Origin of the sequence: Kangsaoukella pontilimi, assembly GCF_009830125.1 — a bacterium.
In the GTDB taxonomy this organism is placed as follows: domain Bacteria; phylum Pseudomonadota; class Alphaproteobacteria; order Rhodobacterales; family Rhodobacteraceae; genus Kangsaoukella; species Kangsaoukella pontilimi.
Genome location: NZ_WUPT01000001.1, coordinates 910,798 through 925,200, shown reverse-complemented (window position 1 = coordinate 925,200; position 14,403 = coordinate 910,798). Strand labels below are relative to the sequence as shown.

12 protein-coding genes are annotated in these 14,403 nt (G+C 65.6%); 3 read left to right on the top strand and 9 right to left on the bottom strand.

The window, feature by feature from the left end; translation table 11 throughout:
- Window positions 1–7: 7 nt before the first annotated feature.
- The 5 genes from GQ651_RS04665 to xylF form a co-directional block, all read right to left on the bottom strand.
- A complete protein-coding gene (locus tag GQ651_RS04665; RefSeq protein ID WP_160763028.1) occupies window positions 8–991 on the bottom strand; it encodes a TRAP transporter substrate-binding protein in 984 nt (327 codons plus the stop codon).
- Window positions 992–1,113: 122 nt separating this feature from the next.
- A complete protein-coding gene (xylA, locus tag GQ651_RS04660) occupies window positions 1,114–2,415 on the bottom strand; it encodes a xylose isomerase (protein ID WP_160763027.1) in 1,302 nt (433 codons plus the stop codon).
- Between the two features lie 33 nt (window positions 2,416–2,448).
- Window positions 2,449–3,213, bottom strand: coding sequence for an ATP-binding cassette domain-containing protein (locus GQ651_RS04655; protein ID WP_160763026.1), 765 nt, complete (start codon window positions 3,211–3,213; stop codon window positions 2,449–2,451).
- Window position 3,214: 1 nt separating this feature from the next.
- Window positions 3,215–4,513, bottom strand: coding sequence for a sugar ABC transporter permease (locus GQ651_RS04650; RefSeq protein ID WP_160763025.1), 1,299 nt, complete (start codon window positions 4,511–4,513; stop codon window positions 3,215–3,217).
- Between the two features lie 101 nt (window positions 4,514–4,614).
- Window positions 4,615–5,649, bottom strand: coding sequence for a D-xylose ABC transporter substrate-binding protein (gene xylF / locus GQ651_RS04645; RefSeq protein ID WP_160763024.1), 1,035 nt, complete (start codon window positions 5,647–5,649; stop codon window positions 4,615–4,617).
- A gap of 315 nt (window positions 5,650–5,964) precedes the next feature.
- Here xylF and GQ651_RS04640 point away from each other — a divergent pair, with 315 nt between their 5' ends.
- A complete protein-coding gene (locus GQ651_RS04640) occupies window positions 5,965–7,116 on the top strand; it encodes an ROK family protein (protein WP_319637383.1) in 1,152 nt (383 codons plus the stop codon).
- Window positions 7,113–8,639: a CRTAC1 family protein gene (locus GQ651_RS04635; protein ID WP_319637320.1), complete on the top strand. Its 1,527-nt coding sequence runs from the start codon at window positions 7,113–7,115 to the stop codon at window positions 8,637–8,639. Before GQ651_RS04640 ends, GQ651_RS04635 begins: the two co-directional genes overlap by 4 nt.
- A gap of 12 nt (window positions 8,640–8,651) precedes the next feature.
- Here GQ651_RS04635 and GQ651_RS04630 read toward each other — a convergent pair whose 3' ends face one another.
- Together GQ651_RS04630 and GQ651_RS04625 are read right to left on the bottom strand one after the other, a co-directional pair.
- On the bottom strand, window positions 8,652–9,980 hold the full coding sequence (locus GQ651_RS04630) for a cytochrome-c peroxidase (RefSeq protein ID WP_406565444.1): 1,329 nt from the start codon (window positions 9,978–9,980) through the stop codon (window positions 8,652–8,654).
- A 72-nt stretch (window positions 9,981–10,052) separates the two neighbouring features.
- On the bottom strand, window positions 10,053–10,820 hold the full coding sequence (locus GQ651_RS04625; protein ID WP_160763022.1) for an SDR family oxidoreductase: 768 nt from the start codon (window positions 10,818–10,820) through the stop codon (window positions 10,053–10,055).
- Window positions 10,821–10,905: 85 nt separating this feature from the next.
- Between GQ651_RS04625 and GQ651_RS04620 the strand changes: the two genes are divergently transcribed.
- Window positions 10,906–11,853 (top strand): 2-hydroxyacid dehydrogenase, encoded by a 948-nt coding sequence (locus GQ651_RS04620; protein ID WP_160763021.1) that lies wholly within the window; start codon window positions 10,906–10,908, stop codon window positions 11,851–11,853.
- A gap of 5 nt (window positions 11,854–11,858) precedes the next feature.
- Here GQ651_RS04620 and GQ651_RS04615 read toward each other — a convergent pair whose 3' ends face one another.
- Both GQ651_RS04615 and GQ651_RS04610 read right to left on the bottom strand, forming a co-directional pair.
- Complete coding sequence (locus GQ651_RS04615; protein WP_160763020.1) at window positions 11,859–12,788, bottom strand: alpha/beta hydrolase; 930 nt, start codon at window positions 12,786–12,788, stop codon at window positions 11,859–11,861.
- Between the two features lie 87 nt (window positions 12,789–12,875).
- Entirely contained in the window at window positions 12,876–14,318 is a 1,443-nt protein-coding gene (locus GQ651_RS04610; RefSeq protein ID WP_160763944.1) for an aldehyde dehydrogenase (NADP(+)), read from the bottom strand.
- Window positions 14,319–14,403: the final 85 nt, after the last annotated feature.

The window sequence follows — 14,403 nt, the reverse complement described above, 5'->3', positions numbered from 1 at the left end:
CGGCCGATCAGTTGGTCATTGCATCGAAGACCCGCTGTCCGTCCACGCTGGCGACGTAGTCCGCAACGACATCGGCGGCGGCTTGTTCGAAGGCGCGGGCCTGAGATGGGGTCAGGTCCAGAACGGTCATATCGGGCAAACGGCGAGTCGTCTCGATCGCAGCCTGACCCGTTTGCCGCACCGCGTCTTCGGCCAGTTCGCCCAAGGCACAGATATCCAGCCCATCTATCGCCTGACGCGCGGTTTCGGGAAGGCTGTCATAGGTGCGATTGCTCATCACCGCGAAGAAGGACAACCGGCCGAGCGGGGCACCCAGAACATAGACATTCGCCACCTCATGAAGCCTGAAATCCCGTATCGCGGACGCACCCGTGAACACACCGTCAATGAACCCGCTCTCAAGCGCGTCATGAACCTGATTGATTGGCATCTGGACCGGAATGGCGCCGAAGGCTTCCGCGACCTGGGCGGCGCTGGCACCCGCCACCCGGATCTTCAATCCCTGCAGGTCTTGCGGCAGTCGGACCACCTTGTCGCGCATGATCATGATCGCGGGATCGGACGTCCAGAGCGCGATGCGGCGCGTTCCCGGAAATTCCGACGCGATCTCGTCCATGGCTTTGCAAAGCGCCGCCGCGCCCGAGCCATGGCGTGGCACGACGCCCGGAAGCTCGACAATCATCGTGCGGGGAAATTGTGCCGAGGTATAGCCGTGAAGGCCCCAGGTGATGTCCGCCTCCTGCTGAAGCGCCCTCACGTATTGCTCGACAGGTCCACGGCCAAGCTCACCCCGGTGATAGGCCCGTACCGAGACGGCACCCCCGGTCGCGTCGCGCAGTTGAGCGTCGAGCGTCGGGATCAGCCACTGGTTGACCGTGTGCGACTCGGACGCGAAATTGGCGAAGCGAAGCTCCTGAGCCATGCCGGGCACAACCAAAAGTGCCAGCCACGCCAGCATAGCCAGAACAGCGGTAGCGCGTTTGCCCGTCATATCGCCCCTTGCCGGAAACAGAAGAATTTGGTCTTGAAACTGTTTCCGGGGCTATAACGCTGAATTCCTTATGAAGCCCCTAACCGAGCGCAGAACCTTCGGCGACGCGTCACCGAAGCGTGTCAGGTGAAGCGGTTGACGAGGTTTTCCAGGCGCTCCTGACGGCCCGAGCGCGGTTCCGGCTCGATGCCCTCGGCCTCGACCCGCGCGGCGATCTCGTCCAGCCCCTGCCCCAGCATGGCCTGCGCCTCGGCGCTGTCCCAGCCGGCGTAGCGTTGTGCACGCGCCGCTTCCAACGCTCCATCGGCCAGCATCGCCGCCGCCGCCTTGTAGCCCCGTGCACAGACGTCGAAGGCACCCGCATGGGCGAGAATAAGGTCCACCGGATCGAGCGACTGCCGCCTGAGCTTGGCGTCGAAATTCGTGCCGCCCGTGGTGAAGCCGCCGGCCTTGATGACCTCGTAATAGGCCAGCGCAACTTCGGGCAAGTTGTTCGGAAACTGGTCGGTATCCCAGCCCGACTGATAGTCGTTCCGGTTCATGTCGATCGACCCGAAGATTCCGAGGCTCGCCGCCATGGCAAGCTCGTGCTCGAAGGAGTGACCGGCAAGGATCGCGTGGCCCTGCTCGATATTCATCTTCACTTCGCCTTCCAGACCGAACTCCTTGAGGAAGCCGTAGACCGTGGCGACGTCGTAATCGTACTGGTGCTTGGAAGGCTCCTGCGGCTTGGGCTCGACCAGAATGGCCCCCTTGAAGCCGATCTTGTGCTTGTACTCGACCACCATCTGGAGGAAGCGGCCCGCATGCGCGCGCTCGCGCTTGAGGTCGGTGTTGAGAAGCGTCTCATAGCCCTCACGCCCGCCCCAGAGAACGTAGTTCTCGCCACCGAGCTTTTGCGTGGCGTCCATGCAGTATTTCACGATCCCGGCCGAATAGGCGAAGACATCCGGGTCCGGGTTGGTCGCCGCGCCGGCCATGAAGCGGCGGTTGGTGAACAGGTTCGCCGTGCCCCAGAGAAGACGCGTGCCCTGCGCCTCCTGCTTCTGGCCGAGATAATCGGTCATCTCTTCCATGCGCGAGCGGCTCTCAGCCAGCGTCGCGCCTTCGGGACGGACGTCGGCGTCATGCCAGCAATAGAACGGCTGCCCGAGAATGCGGAACATTTCGAAGGCCACGTCGGCCTTGAGCCGGGCAAGGTCCATCGTGTCGCCGAACCACGGGCGCTCGAAGGTCTGCCCCCCGAACGGGTCACCGCCCGGCCATGCGAAGCTGTGCCAGTAGGCGATGGCGAAACGCAGATGGTCTTCCATCGACTTGCCGTTCAGCATCTCGGCCGGGTTGTAGTGGCGATAGGCGAATTCGTTCGTGCTGTCGGGGCCCTCGTAGGCGATTTCAGGAATGTCCTTGAAGAAGTCGGTCATGGGAGGGCTCCGTTCGGGTCTTGGGTGCCGGCCTCAGGCGGCCAGGTGTTCGGGTTTCTTGCCGGCGATGATCATGGCGAGGATATCGTCGGTGGATACCTCATCCACATTGACGACGCCGACCAGCTTGCCGTTCTTCATCACGGCGGCCCTGTCGCACAGCGCCTTCACCTGATGCACGTCGTGGTCGATCAGGAAGATGCCGAGGCCCTGACGCTTCAGCTCCTGGATCAGTTCGGCCACCATCTGGGTTTCCTGAGGCCCGAGGGCTGCGGTCGGTTCGTCCATGATCAGGATCTTGGCGTTGAAATAGACCGCCCGCGCGATGGCGACCGACTGACGCTGACCGCCCGAAAGCGCCGAGACCGGCGAGGAGAACTTGCGGAAGTTCGGGTTGAGACGCGCCATGATCTTGCGCGTCTCGGCTTCCATCGCGGCATCGTCGACAAGGCCGGTCGCGGTCGTGATCTCGCGGCCCAGAAACAGGTTCGAGGCGGCGTCCAGATTGTCGGCAAGCGCCAGCGTCTGGTAGATCGTCTCGATATTGTGAGCGCGCGCGTCGCGCGGGTTGTTTATCTCGACCTTCTGGCCCCGGATGCGGATTTCGCCCGAATCCTTCTGGTAAGCGCCCGAGAGGCATTTGATCAGCGTCGATTTGCCCGCGCCGTTATGGCCCAGAAGGCCAACGACCTCGCCCGGGTAGAGATCGACGCTGACATGATCGACGGCCTTGATGCCACCAAAAGAGATCGAAATGTCGTTCAACTCGACAAGAGGGGTTCCGCGGTCTTCAGCCATATCAGTGTGCTCCTGTCCGCTTGCGGTAGATGATGTCGATGAGGACCGCGATCACGAGGACGCTGCCCACGACGATGTTCTGGAACGGCGCGTCCACGCCCACCATGGCCATGCCCGATTGCAGCGACTGCATGATCAGCGCGCCCAGGATGGCGCCGTAGATCGTGCCGATGCCGCCCGAAAGAGCCGTGCCGCCGATGACGGCCGCCGCGATGACGCGGAGTTCGTCCAGCGTGCCGATGTCGTTCGAGTGGAACGTGAGGCGCGCCGAGGCGACGACCGCAGACAGAGCGCAGAGAAAGCCCATCAGCGCGAAGATCTTGACCGTCAGCAGGCGTGTGTTGATGCCCGAGAGGTCCGCCGCATCAGGGTTGCCGCCGGTGGCGAAGATATAACGCCCGAGCCGGGTGCGCTGCGCCACGACGGTCATCACGATGGCGACGATGATCAGCAGCAGAACAGAGATCGGAAGACCGTAGCCGGTGGTGAAGCCCTCGGGCATCACCTCGCCCCGCGCCTCGAACAGGCGTTCCAGACGGGCTGTCGGAACCTCGTAAGAGTTCAGGATCGCGATGAACCCGAGAATGGCCGCAACCACGATCGCGGCAAGCGACACCTCGGCCCACAGAGGCTTGACGGGAAACTCGTGGCTGACCTTGTTCCGGCGCGACGAGAAAAGGATCGCCACGGCGGCAATCGCGGCCGCAATCCCGAAAATCCAGGACCATGTCGGTCCAAGCGTGCCGTTGGTGCCGCCGAAGAGGTTGTAGGTCTCGTCGAGCGGGCCGATGGTCTGGCCGTTGGTCAGGTACCATGCCGCGTTCCGCCAGACGAGAAGCCCGCCAAGCGTGACGATGAAGGCCGGGATGGTCAGATAACCGACCAGCCAGCCGTGAAAGGCACCGATCAGAGCGCCCACGATCAGGCCGAGGATGATGGCGAGCGGCGCAATGGCGGCGCTGCCAAGTTCGAGACCGAGCGCATTGGGCAGCCAAACGGTCTGGGCCATGGCCATGAAGGCCGAGCAGGTCGCCAGAAGCGAGCCGACCGAAAGGTCGATATGTCGGGTGACGATGATGAACACCATGCCTGTCGCCATGATCGCGACCGAGACGGTCTGAATGGTCAGGTTGAAGATGTTCCGGGCCGTCAGAAACCGCCCGTCCGTCACGAAGTTGAAAATCAGGCACAACACGATGAAGGCGCCGATCATGCCCAGGAGGCGGGTGTCGACTTCGAGCGTTTCAAGAAGACTGCGTTTGCGCGGCGCGTCTGCCGGGGCGTGAGCCGTGTCGGTCATTGGCTGGCCTCTTTCGATGCGGGGTCAGAGCCGCAGCGCCGGGGGCGCGCGGTATCGGAAAGCGAAAGCGGCGGCCCCCGAAGGCGCCGCCGCGATAAGGCTTAGTTACAGGGGGCCGGTCCGCCCGACACGCCCTGGCAGAGCACGTCGACCGAGATCCAGCCGGCATCCGTGACCGTGGTCAGGTTGTCGGCGGTGATCGGCACGGGCTCGAGGAACATTGCGTTCATCGTGGTGCCCGCGGGCGAGGTCCATTCCATCGCGCCATCGACATCCGCCAGAGCGGTGCCACCGGCGAGAGCGACGGCGATTTCACCGGCCGCACGGCCGAGATCACGCGCGTCTTTCCAGACCGAAACGGTCTGCGTGCCGCGGGCGATGCGGTTCAGAGCGGCGTGGTCGCCGTCCTGGCCCGACACCGGGATACCGGCCATGCCCTGGGCTTCCAGAGCAGCGACCGCGCCACCGGCGGTGCCGTCGTTCGAGGCCACGACCGCGTCGACGTTGTTGTCGTTGGCGGTCAGGATCTGCTCCATGTTGCGCTGCGCGTTCGCAGGCACCCAGCCGTCGGTGTAGCTTTCGCCGACGATGGTGATGCGGCCGGCGTCGATGGCTTCCTGCAGGACTTCCTGCTGGCCGCCGCGGAGGAAGTCCGCGTTCGGGTCGGTGGCCGAGCCCTTGATCATGACGTAGTTGCCTTCGGGCTGCGCCTCGAGCACGGCGCGGGCCTGCATCCGGCCGACTTCGACGTTGTCGAAAGTCAGGTAGAAGGCGCGCGGGTCTTCGATCAGGCGGTCATAAGCGACGACCGGGATGCCTTCGTCGGCAGCGGCCTGCACCGCCGGGCCGATGGCCGAGGCGTCCTGCGCGAGGATGATCAGAGCGTCGACGCCCTGAGCGATCAGGCTCTCGACGTCGGAAAGCTGCTTCGACGACGACGACTGGGCGTCGGCCGAGACATAGCTTGCGCCAGCGGCTTCGAGCGCCGACTTGATCGCGGCTTCGTCGGTCTTCCAGCGCTCTTCCTGAAAGTTCGACCAGCTGACGCCGACAGTCACGCTGTGGCTTCCGGCAAAGGCCGGGGACGTCAGGCAGGTCGCGGCCGCCAGTGCGGCGACGAGTGTTCTTCTTTTCATGGTATCCTCCCAAAACTCGGGACCCATTCCGGGCCCTCGCGCCAGATGTTCCAATGAATTAATTTTCGTGTCAAACAAAAAAATGCACTCGAAACTAAGAATGTTGTTGATCGAAGCAGGATGCAGGGGCAATCTTCCGCCTGAGCGGGGGGGATTATGCCATTTTTGTCGGCATAAAGTTTTGGAGGAGAATTAATGGGTGAGATCAAACATGTTTCGTTTGAGTCCCCCGAGGTTGCGGGCTGTGGCCCGTTCCTTCCTCCCGCCGATTCACCCGATTCCCTTAGGCTTTCTATCTTCGAGCGTATCCGCGCCATGGGGGCCGTGTCACGTGCAACCATCGCGAAGGATCTGATGATCAGCCCCGGCACCGTCACCACGCAGACCTCCGCTCTGATCGAGATGGGGCTTATCCGCGAATTGCCCGGCGCCCATGAAGCGGGTGAGACAGGGCGCGGTCGCCCGCCCATCGCGCTTGGGGTCGAGCCCGATGCCCATGTCGTTGCGGGGCTGAAGCTCTCCGATCTCGAACACACCGCCGTCATTCACGACTTTGCCGGGCGGCAGATCGCCTCTGCCACGATGCGCGCGTCGGAAAATCGTTCTCCCGAATGCATCGTCGATTCGACGGCGGAACTGGTTGAGGATGTCTGCCGCAGCGCAGGCATTCCGGTCTTGAAACTGTCCGCGGTCGGGATCGGAGTGCCGGGCTTCGTCGATCCGTCGAAAGGGATGGTGCACTGGTCGCCCGTGATGGAGTGCGGCCCCCTGCCCTTTGCCGCCCTCATGTCCGACCGGCTCGGCCTGCCGGTCACGATCGACAATGACGCGAATCTCGTGGCGCTGGCCGAACTCTGGTTCGGCGTCGGGCGGCAGATTTCGAACTTCGCAGTTGTCACCATCGAGCACGGCGTCGGCATGGGGCTGGTGATGAACCACAAGCTCTACCGCGGGGCGCGCGGCATGGGGATGGAGCTTGGCCACACCAAGGTCGCGCTCGACGGGGCGCTTTGCCGCTGCGGCCAGCGCGGCTGCCTTGAGGCCTATGTGGCCGACTATGCGCTTGTCCGCGAGGCCGCCGTGGCGACCAATGCGCCCATCGCCGCCAGCACCGAAGTGCCGGAGGTGCTCGAACGTCTTTACGCCGACGCAAAGGCCGGGAACGCCGCCGCGCGCTCGATCTTCGAGCGGGCGGGCAAGTACCTCGCGCTTGGCATGGGCAACGTGCTGAACCTGTTCGACCCGCAACTGGTGATCCTGTCGGGCGGGCGGATGCAGTACGAATACCTCTACTCCAGCCAGATGCTGGACGAGATGGCGTCCCACGCGCTGAACTCCGGGGTCGCCGCGCCGCCGGTCGAAGTCCACGCCTGGGGCGATCTGGTCTGGGCATCTGGGGCGTCGACGCTGGCGCTGTCCTACGTGACCGAGGCGCAGCTTTCCGTCCGTGCGGGAAACGCCGCGTGACCCTTCGTCTTGCGTTTGCTTTCTGCCTGACGCTGATGCCGTCTATCGGCACCGCAGGCGACCCCTTGTTCCGGGACGTTGCAGGCGAGCTGCCGGTCGAGCATGTCTACTCCGGCGGCTGGGAGCATTTCGTCGGTGGCGGCGTGGCGGTCTTCGACTGCAACGGTGACACGCGGCCCGACATTTTCGCCGCCGGGGGCGAAGGGCCGTCGCACCTGTTCGTGAACATCGCCGGCCAGTCGGCCGCGCTTGAATTCCAGCTTGGGAAGGCCCTGCCCGACCTGACCCGCGTCACCGGCGCCTACCCTATTGACATCGACGGCGACGGGCTGAGCGATCTGGCTGTGCTGCGCGTCGGCGCGAACATGCTTCTGAAGGGCGACGGCGACTGCGGATTTCGCGACGCGTCGGCCGAGTGGGGTTTCGATGGGGGCAACGCATGGAGCACCGCCTTCACCGCCACCTGGGAGGATCAGGACAGTCTGCCCACCCTGGCCATCGGCAACTATGTCGACCGGGACGATCCCGACGGCCCGTTCGAAGCCTGCGACGAGAACGCGCTCTACCGCCCCTCGGGTGAGGGCGGCTACGCCATGCCTGTCCCGCTTGAGCCGGGGTTCTGTGCGCTCTCCATGCTCTTCTCGGACTGGCGGCGCGAGGGGGTGGCGGATCTCAGGATCTCGAACGACCGGCATTACTATGTGAAGGGCGGCTACGAGCAGATGTGGCGCATGTCGCCCCTCACCGCGCTCGACACGGGCGACGGCTGGGATCGGGTGTCGATCTGGGGCATGGGCATCGCGAGCGCGGATCTGGAGCGGGACGGTTTTCCCGACGTCATGCTGACCTCGATGGGCGATCAGGTGCTGCACCTGAACCGGGAGGGCCGGATCATGCCTGCCCCGTTCGAGCGGGGCGCGACGGCGCACCGGCCCCATGTGGGAGATGACGGGCGGCCCTCGACCGGCTGGCACGCGGAGTTCGGGGATATCGACAATGACGGCCTGCTGGATCTGTTCATCGCCAAGGGCAACGTGGACCAGATGCCGTCGAACGCCATCCACGACCCGAACAACCTGCTGATGCAGCGGGCGGATGGTGCGTTCGTGGAAGCCTCGGTCGCTGCCGGTGTCGCCACCACGGCACGGTCGCGCGGCGCGGCGCTTGCTGATCTGAACCTCGACGGGCGGCTGGATCTGGTGGTCATCAACCGCCGCGCCCCGATGGAGGTCTGGCTGAACGAGACCGAAGACAGCGGCAACTGGGCAACGGTCGATCTGTCCCAGTCCGGCGCGAACCGGGATGCCATCGGCGCGTGGCTTGAGATCCGGCGCGAGGGCGGCACGGAATGGCGCGAGCGAACCATTGGCGGCGGGCACGTGTCCGGCACGCTGTTGCCGATCCATATCGGGATGGGCGAGGCCGAGAGCCTGATGCTCCGCGTTTGGTGGCCGGGGGGTGGTGAGCCGACGGCCTGGATCAGCGTGGCGGCAGGCGACCGGGCCGAAATCGTGCGGGAGTAATCCCCAGCCGCTTCAGCGGTCGACAGGCAGCCCGCTTGGCACGGTGTCGGGAATGCCCATCCGGCCCTTCAGGGCCGTCTCATCGGTAAGCGCCGCGAGGAAAGCAATCAGGCGCCGGATATCCGCGTCGCTCAGATCCACTGGCTCGCCCGCGTAGCTGGCCGCAATGGCGTCCCGCGCGGCGGTATCCTCCATGATCGTCCAGTCGGGCTTGGTCTCTGGCAGGTCAGTCAGCGTTGCGTGGGGCGCGTAGCCGTTCAGGCCCCGTGCAGGGTCGGCGTGATAGGCGAGGAAACGGCCGAGATCGGTATGCGCGCCAGCATGGCCCCATGGTCCGGTGTGGACCACGTTTCTCAGCATGGGTGTCCGGAAGGCATAGGCATCCGCCTCACGGCCCGTCACGCGGAACCGCCCGTCATCGCGCTGGTGGCTTTCGAAGCGTGCGGCCTTGCCGGGACCAAGCTGCGGTTCGGCCATGGCGTGGAAGGACTGGTCGCTCAGAAGCGGGCCACTGTGACAGGCGGCGCAACCGGCCTCACCGAAGAACAGCGCCTGCCCTTCGGCGGCCATCGGGTCGAGCGGCGCGCCACCGCGGAGCGCGATGTCATAGGCGGTATCGCTCGCCCGCCATTCTGTCGCGACGAAGGCGGCGATAGCATCGGAGATATCGGTGAAGTCCAGCGGTTTGCCCGCAGCGATCTCGGTGTCGAAGGTACGGAACATCTCGGCATAGTCGGGGATCGCCTCGACACGGTGCGAGATGATGTCCCACGCGCCGCCCTCGCCCGTGATCCGCCCCTGCCGAACGGCTTTCGAGACGTCGTTCTCCTGGTAATGCCCCGCCATCTCGTCGGCCGAGAGGACAGGAAACATGGTCTGCGCGGACAGAAGACTGGCAAAGCCCGTCACCATCTCGTCCTCGAGCGGCGTTCTGAGGCCGCTTTCACGGTTCTCGTCCCGTTCGATCCGGCCATCGTGGAACATGACCGCAATATCCCTGTGGCCCAGATTGAAGAGCGCGGGCGAGTTCCGGGGGATGCGCTGTTCGGGCAGGTTGGCCGGGTCGGCCTTGCGCTCGGGTCCGAGACCTGCGCCGCCCTCGCCCAGCCCGAGCGACAGCCCGTCGCTGGTGCCGAAGCGAGGATGGTGACAGGTCGCACAGGAGATGTTGCGGTTGCCCGAGAGGATCGGGTCGTAAAACAGCAGCCATCCCGCGCGCACCTGGACCGGATCGAAGACCTCGAAATCGCCGGGGTCGAGCGCCACCGGCCCCGTGTCGGCACGTGCGCCCGCCGTCGCAAGAAGGGTCGCAATGATGGTCGTGATTGCCCCGAAACGCACTGTCGTTGTTCCTCCCGTTAACGCTCACGCGGCAGAGGGTAGACCAGCCGGATTTCGCCCGCCACCGGGAATTCAGAGACAGGCCGTGATCCCGCCATCCACGTAGATCACCGTGCCGTTGACGAAGGAGGATGCGTCAGACGAGAGGAAGACGCAGGCGCCCACCAGTTCCTCTACCTTGCCCCATCGCCCTGCCGGGGTCCGGTTCGTCAGCCAGCCGTTGAACTCGGGGTCGTTCATCAAGGCGGCGTTGAGCGGCGTCTCGAAATAGCCGGGCGCGATCCCGTTGCACTGAAGCCCGTGCCGCGCCCAGTCGGCCGCCATGCCCTTGGTCAGGTTCGCCACAGCCCCTTTCGTCGCCGTATAGGGCGCGATGCCGGGCCGGGCCAGCGCGGTCTGGACCGAACAGATGTTGACGATCTTGCCCCGCCCCCGCCCGATCATGTGACGCGCCATCGCCTGCCCCACGTGAAAGACGCTGGCAACGTTGGTCTGAATCAGCCGGTCGAACGCATCCGGCGGGAAATCCTCGAGCGGCGCGCGATGCTGCATTCCCGCGTTGTTGACGAGGATGTCGATGGGACCGAATTCGGCCTCATGGCCGTCGATCGCCGCCCGGACGGCATCGTGGTCGGTTACGTCGAAAGCCAGCGTCCGGACGGTATGCCCCTCGGACCGCAGGTCTTCGGCGGCTGCAGACAGGGTGTCGGCATTGCGGCCGTTCAGGATAATAGCGGCCCCGGCCCCGGCCAACCCCCTGGCCAGTGCAAGACCGATCCCCTGCGACGAGCCGGTGACGAGGGCGGTTCTGCCGTTCAGTCTGAACAGGTCCAGCGACATGGCCACTATTCTTTCCCTTGCTTCTTGACGCTCGGACCGGGCTGGCCGAGCCTCTGCCCATGATAACAACCCGGAGCGCGCGCCCATGTCGAGGCCGGATATCCTGCAGCTTGGCCCCTATCCGGACTGGGACCAGACACCGCTCGACGCGGCCTTTACCATGCACCGGCTCGACCTTGCCGAAGATGCGGATACCTTTCTGGCAGAGGTCGGCCCACGCATACGCGGCATCGCGACCAAGGGCGATGTCGGTGCCAGCCGCCGCATCATCGCGGCCTGCCCTGCGCTCGAAGTCATCGCAGTCTATGGCGTGGGCTTCGATGCCGTCGATATCGAAACCTGCCGCGCGCGGGGCATCGCGGTGACGAACACGCCCGACGTCCTGACCGGCGATGTGGCCGATTTCGCGGTCGCAATGACGCTGGCTCTGTCGCGGGAGCTGGTGGCGAACGATGCCTGGGTCCGCTCGGGCGACTGGTCCCGGAAGGGCGCGCCGCCGCTTGGGCGCAGGGTCTGGGGACAGCGCGCGGGCATTCTGGGCCTTGGCCGGATCGGAGAGGCGGTCGCACGGCGCCTTGCCGCTTTCGACATGACCATCGCCTATTCCGCGCGCAGCCCCAAGGCCACGCCGTCCGACTGGCGCTATATTCCCGACCCCGTCGCATTGGCCGAGGCGTCGGACATTCTGATTCTGACCCTCGCCGTCTCCGGTGAGACGCGGCACATCGTCGATGAGAAGGTGCTGGATGCGCTCGGGCCGAATGGCATGCTGGTCAACGTCGCGCGCGCGGCCGCGGTCGACGAGGACGCCTTGATACGCGCGCTTGCCGAAGGGCGGCTTGGCGGCGCGGCGCTCGATGTGTTCGAGGGCGAGCCCGATCTCGATCCGCGCATTCCGGACCTGCCCAACGTACTCCTTCAGCCGCATCAGGCTTCGGCCACCATGCGGACAAGGAAAGAGATGGGGCAGCTCATGCGCGACAACCTGACGGCGCATTTCGAGGGCCGCCCCCTTCTGACACCGGTGCCCTGATCCGGTCAGACCGCAAGGGCGCGGCGGCGGAGATACCCGGCAATCCCGTCGCGCATGGCGTAGGGCGCTTCGCTGAGCGCGGTCTGATTGGCAAAGCCGTGAATCTGATCGGGGAATATAAGCGTCTCAACGGGCGTGCCGAGCCCGGCAAGATGATCGGCATAGGCCAGTCCCTCGTCGAAAAGCGGATCGTACCCCGCAAGGAGCACCATCGTGGGTGCCGGAGCGGTGGTCCCGGAGAAACAGAGCGGCGAGACCCGCCAATCCCCGTGCAGTCCCGGATCGGTGACGTAATTGTCCCAGAACCAGTCCATGATCGCCTTGTCCAGGTTCAGCCCCTTCCCGAGCCGCTCCATCGAGCCGTGGGTCCGGCTGCGGTCGGTGACCGGATAGATCAGGACCTGCGCGGTGAGTGCGCGGCCCTCCTCCAGTGCGAGAACCGCGGCGATGTTGCCGCCCGCCGAGTCTCCGGCGACTGCCAGCCTCGTCGGGTCGATCCGGTCGCCCAGATCCCCGGATCGCGCCAGTCGCAACGCAGCCCGGCCGTCCTCGATGGGGGCGGGAAACGGATGTTCAGGGGCCAGCCGGTAGTCGACCGACAGGACCGCCCAGCCCGATTGATGGCAGAGATCTTGGCAGAGGGCGTCGACCGCATCGAGCGTTCCCAGCATCCAGCCGCCTCCGTGGAAGAAGACCATGAGTGGGGCAGGCCCCTCGCCGTCGGGCAGATAGAGCCGGGCGGCGACGTCGTCCGTCACCTGCACCTCGCGCATGTCGCAGGCGTGGAGCGGCGGAAGGTTCAGCTCGGCCTGCCGGGCGTTGTGCTGCCGACGCACAACCTCTGGCGGGAGGGTGTATATCGGCGGCCCACCTTCCGCGGCAAGCCGGTCGAGAAAGGCGCGTGCGCCCGCATTCATCCTTGGAAGCTGCATCATTCACCCTCAGGCGTTCTGGTGGTCCGAGTGAGCGCGCGCGGGCGTGGGCGCGTCAAGCGGATATGAGACATAAGAACGGCACACCTGTCACGTCAGATCGGCAGGCAGAATGTCCTCCGGCATGTTCTGGTAGCAGACGGGACGAAGCCAGCGGCGGATAGAAAGTGTGCCGACAGAGGTGTGGCCGAAATTCGTGGACGCGGGAAACGGGCCGCCATGGACCATGGCGTCCGAAACCTCGACCCCGGTCGGAAAGCCGTTGGCCAGCACCCGGCCCGCTTTCCGCTCAAGTATCGGCAGCAGGTCACGGGCCAGCGCGGTGTCGCCGGGATCGGTATGGAGGGTGCAGGTCAACTGACCCTGCAGACTTGTTGCAACGGCCTTCATTTCGTCCGCATCCGCCACGGTCACAATCAGGCCGAGCGGGCCGAATACCTCTTCCCCGAGCGTCTCGTCCCTCAGCCATGCCGCACCGGTCGTCTGGTAGAGATACGGGGTTGCCCCGCGCCGGTCGCACATGGACGTCAGAAGCTCCCGCACGCCCTCGGTCCCGGCGACACGATCGCGTCCCGACCGATAGGCGGTGGCGATCCCTTCGGTCAGCATCACCTGCTCGCCCCCGTCCGACAGCGCCGCAACGGCTGCCTCGGTGAACGCCTCGACCTCGGGGCCGTCGATCAGGACGGCGACGCCCGGATTGGTGCAGAACTGCCCGGCCCCCATGGTCAGCGACGCCGCCCAGCCCGCCGCGATCTCGGCGCCACGGGTCGCCACGGCCGACGGCAGAAGGAACATCGGGTTCACCGAACCGAGCTCACCGAAAAACGGGATCGGCTCTGGCCGGGCGGCGCAGAGGTCGAAAAGCGCCTTGCCCCCGGCAAGCGAGCCGGTGAAGCCGACCGCGCGGATGAGCGGATGGGTGACGAGCGCCTGCCCCGTCTCGCGCGCGCCCCCCTGAACAAGGCTGAAGACGCCCGGATCGATCCCCTGCCCCTCGATAGCGGCCAGGATCGCTTCGGCGACGACCGCGCCGGTGCCGGGATGTGCGGAGTGCCCCTTGACGACGACCGGGCAGCCCGCCGCCAGAGCCGACGCCGTGTCGCCGCCCGCGACGGAGAAAGCCAACGGAAAGTTCGACGCCCCAAAGACCGCCACGGGGCCGATCGGGCGCTGCATCATCCTGAGGTCCGGTCGCGGCAGCGGCGCGCGATCCGGCAAGGCAGGATCGTGGCGCCTGTCGAGATAATCCCCCGCCTCGATATGATCCGCGAAGAGCCGAAGCTGGCCGGTCGTCCTGCCGCGCTCGCCTTGCAAACGGGCGGCCGGCAGCCCGGTCTCGCGCGTGCCGATGGCGGTGATCTCGTCGCCCCGCGCGTCGATCTCGGCCGCTATGGCCCGGAGGAACGCGGCGCGCTCATTGCGGGACAACCCGGCAAAGGAGGGGAACGCGGCCTCGGCGGCGCGTACGGCCCGGTCGATATGCTCGGGCCTGCCCACAGCGAAACGATCCGCGTCACCCTCGACTGGCATGTTCGGAAAGGTCTCGTCGTCAGCGACCCAGTCTCCGGCGATCAGGTGTTCTGTCCTCAAGGTTTCGTCCTTTCCGTCTGTATTC

What these genes read in the sequence shown, in the direction of transcription:
- GQ651_RS04665 (WP_160763028.1), bottom strand. Translation starts at nt 991, where the DNA reads ATGACGGGCAAACGCGCTACCGCTGTTCTGGCTATGCTGGCGTGGCTG.
- xylA (WP_160763027.1), bottom strand. Translation starts at nt 2,415, where the DNA reads ATGACCGACTTCTTCAAGGACATTCCTGAAATCGCCTACGAGGGCCCC.
- GQ651_RS04655 (WP_160763026.1), bottom strand. Translation starts at nt 3,213, where the DNA reads ATGGCTGAAGACCGCGGAACCCCTCTTGTCGAGTTGAACGACATTTCG.
- GQ651_RS04650 (WP_160763025.1), bottom strand. Translation starts at nt 4,513, where the DNA reads ATGACCGACACGGCTCACGCCCCGGCAGACGCGCCGCGCAAACGCAGT.
- xylF (WP_160763024.1), bottom strand. Translation starts at nt 5,649, where the DNA reads ATGAAAAGAAGAACACTCGTCGCCGCACTGGCGGCCGCGACCTGCCTG.
- GQ651_RS04640 (WP_319637383.1), top strand. Translation starts at nt 5,965, where the DNA reads ATGGGGGCCGTGTCACGTGCAACCATCGCGAAGGATCTGATGATCAGC.
- GQ651_RS04625 (WP_160763022.1), bottom strand. Translation starts at nt 10,820, where the DNA reads ATGTCGCTGGACCTGTTCAGACTGAACGGCAGAACCGCCCTCGTCACC.
- GQ651_RS04620 (WP_160763021.1), top strand. Translation starts at nt 10,906, where the DNA reads ATGTCGAGGCCGGATATCCTGCAGCTTGGCCCCTATCCGGACTGGGAC.
- GQ651_RS04615 (WP_160763020.1), bottom strand. Translation starts at nt 12,788, where the DNA reads ATGATGCAGCTTCCAAGGATGAATGCGGGCGCACGCGCCTTTCTCGAC.
- GQ651_RS04610 (WP_160763944.1), bottom strand. Translation starts at nt 14,318, where the DNA reads ATGCCAGTCGAGGGTGACGCGGATCGTTTCGCTGTGGGCAGGCCCGAG.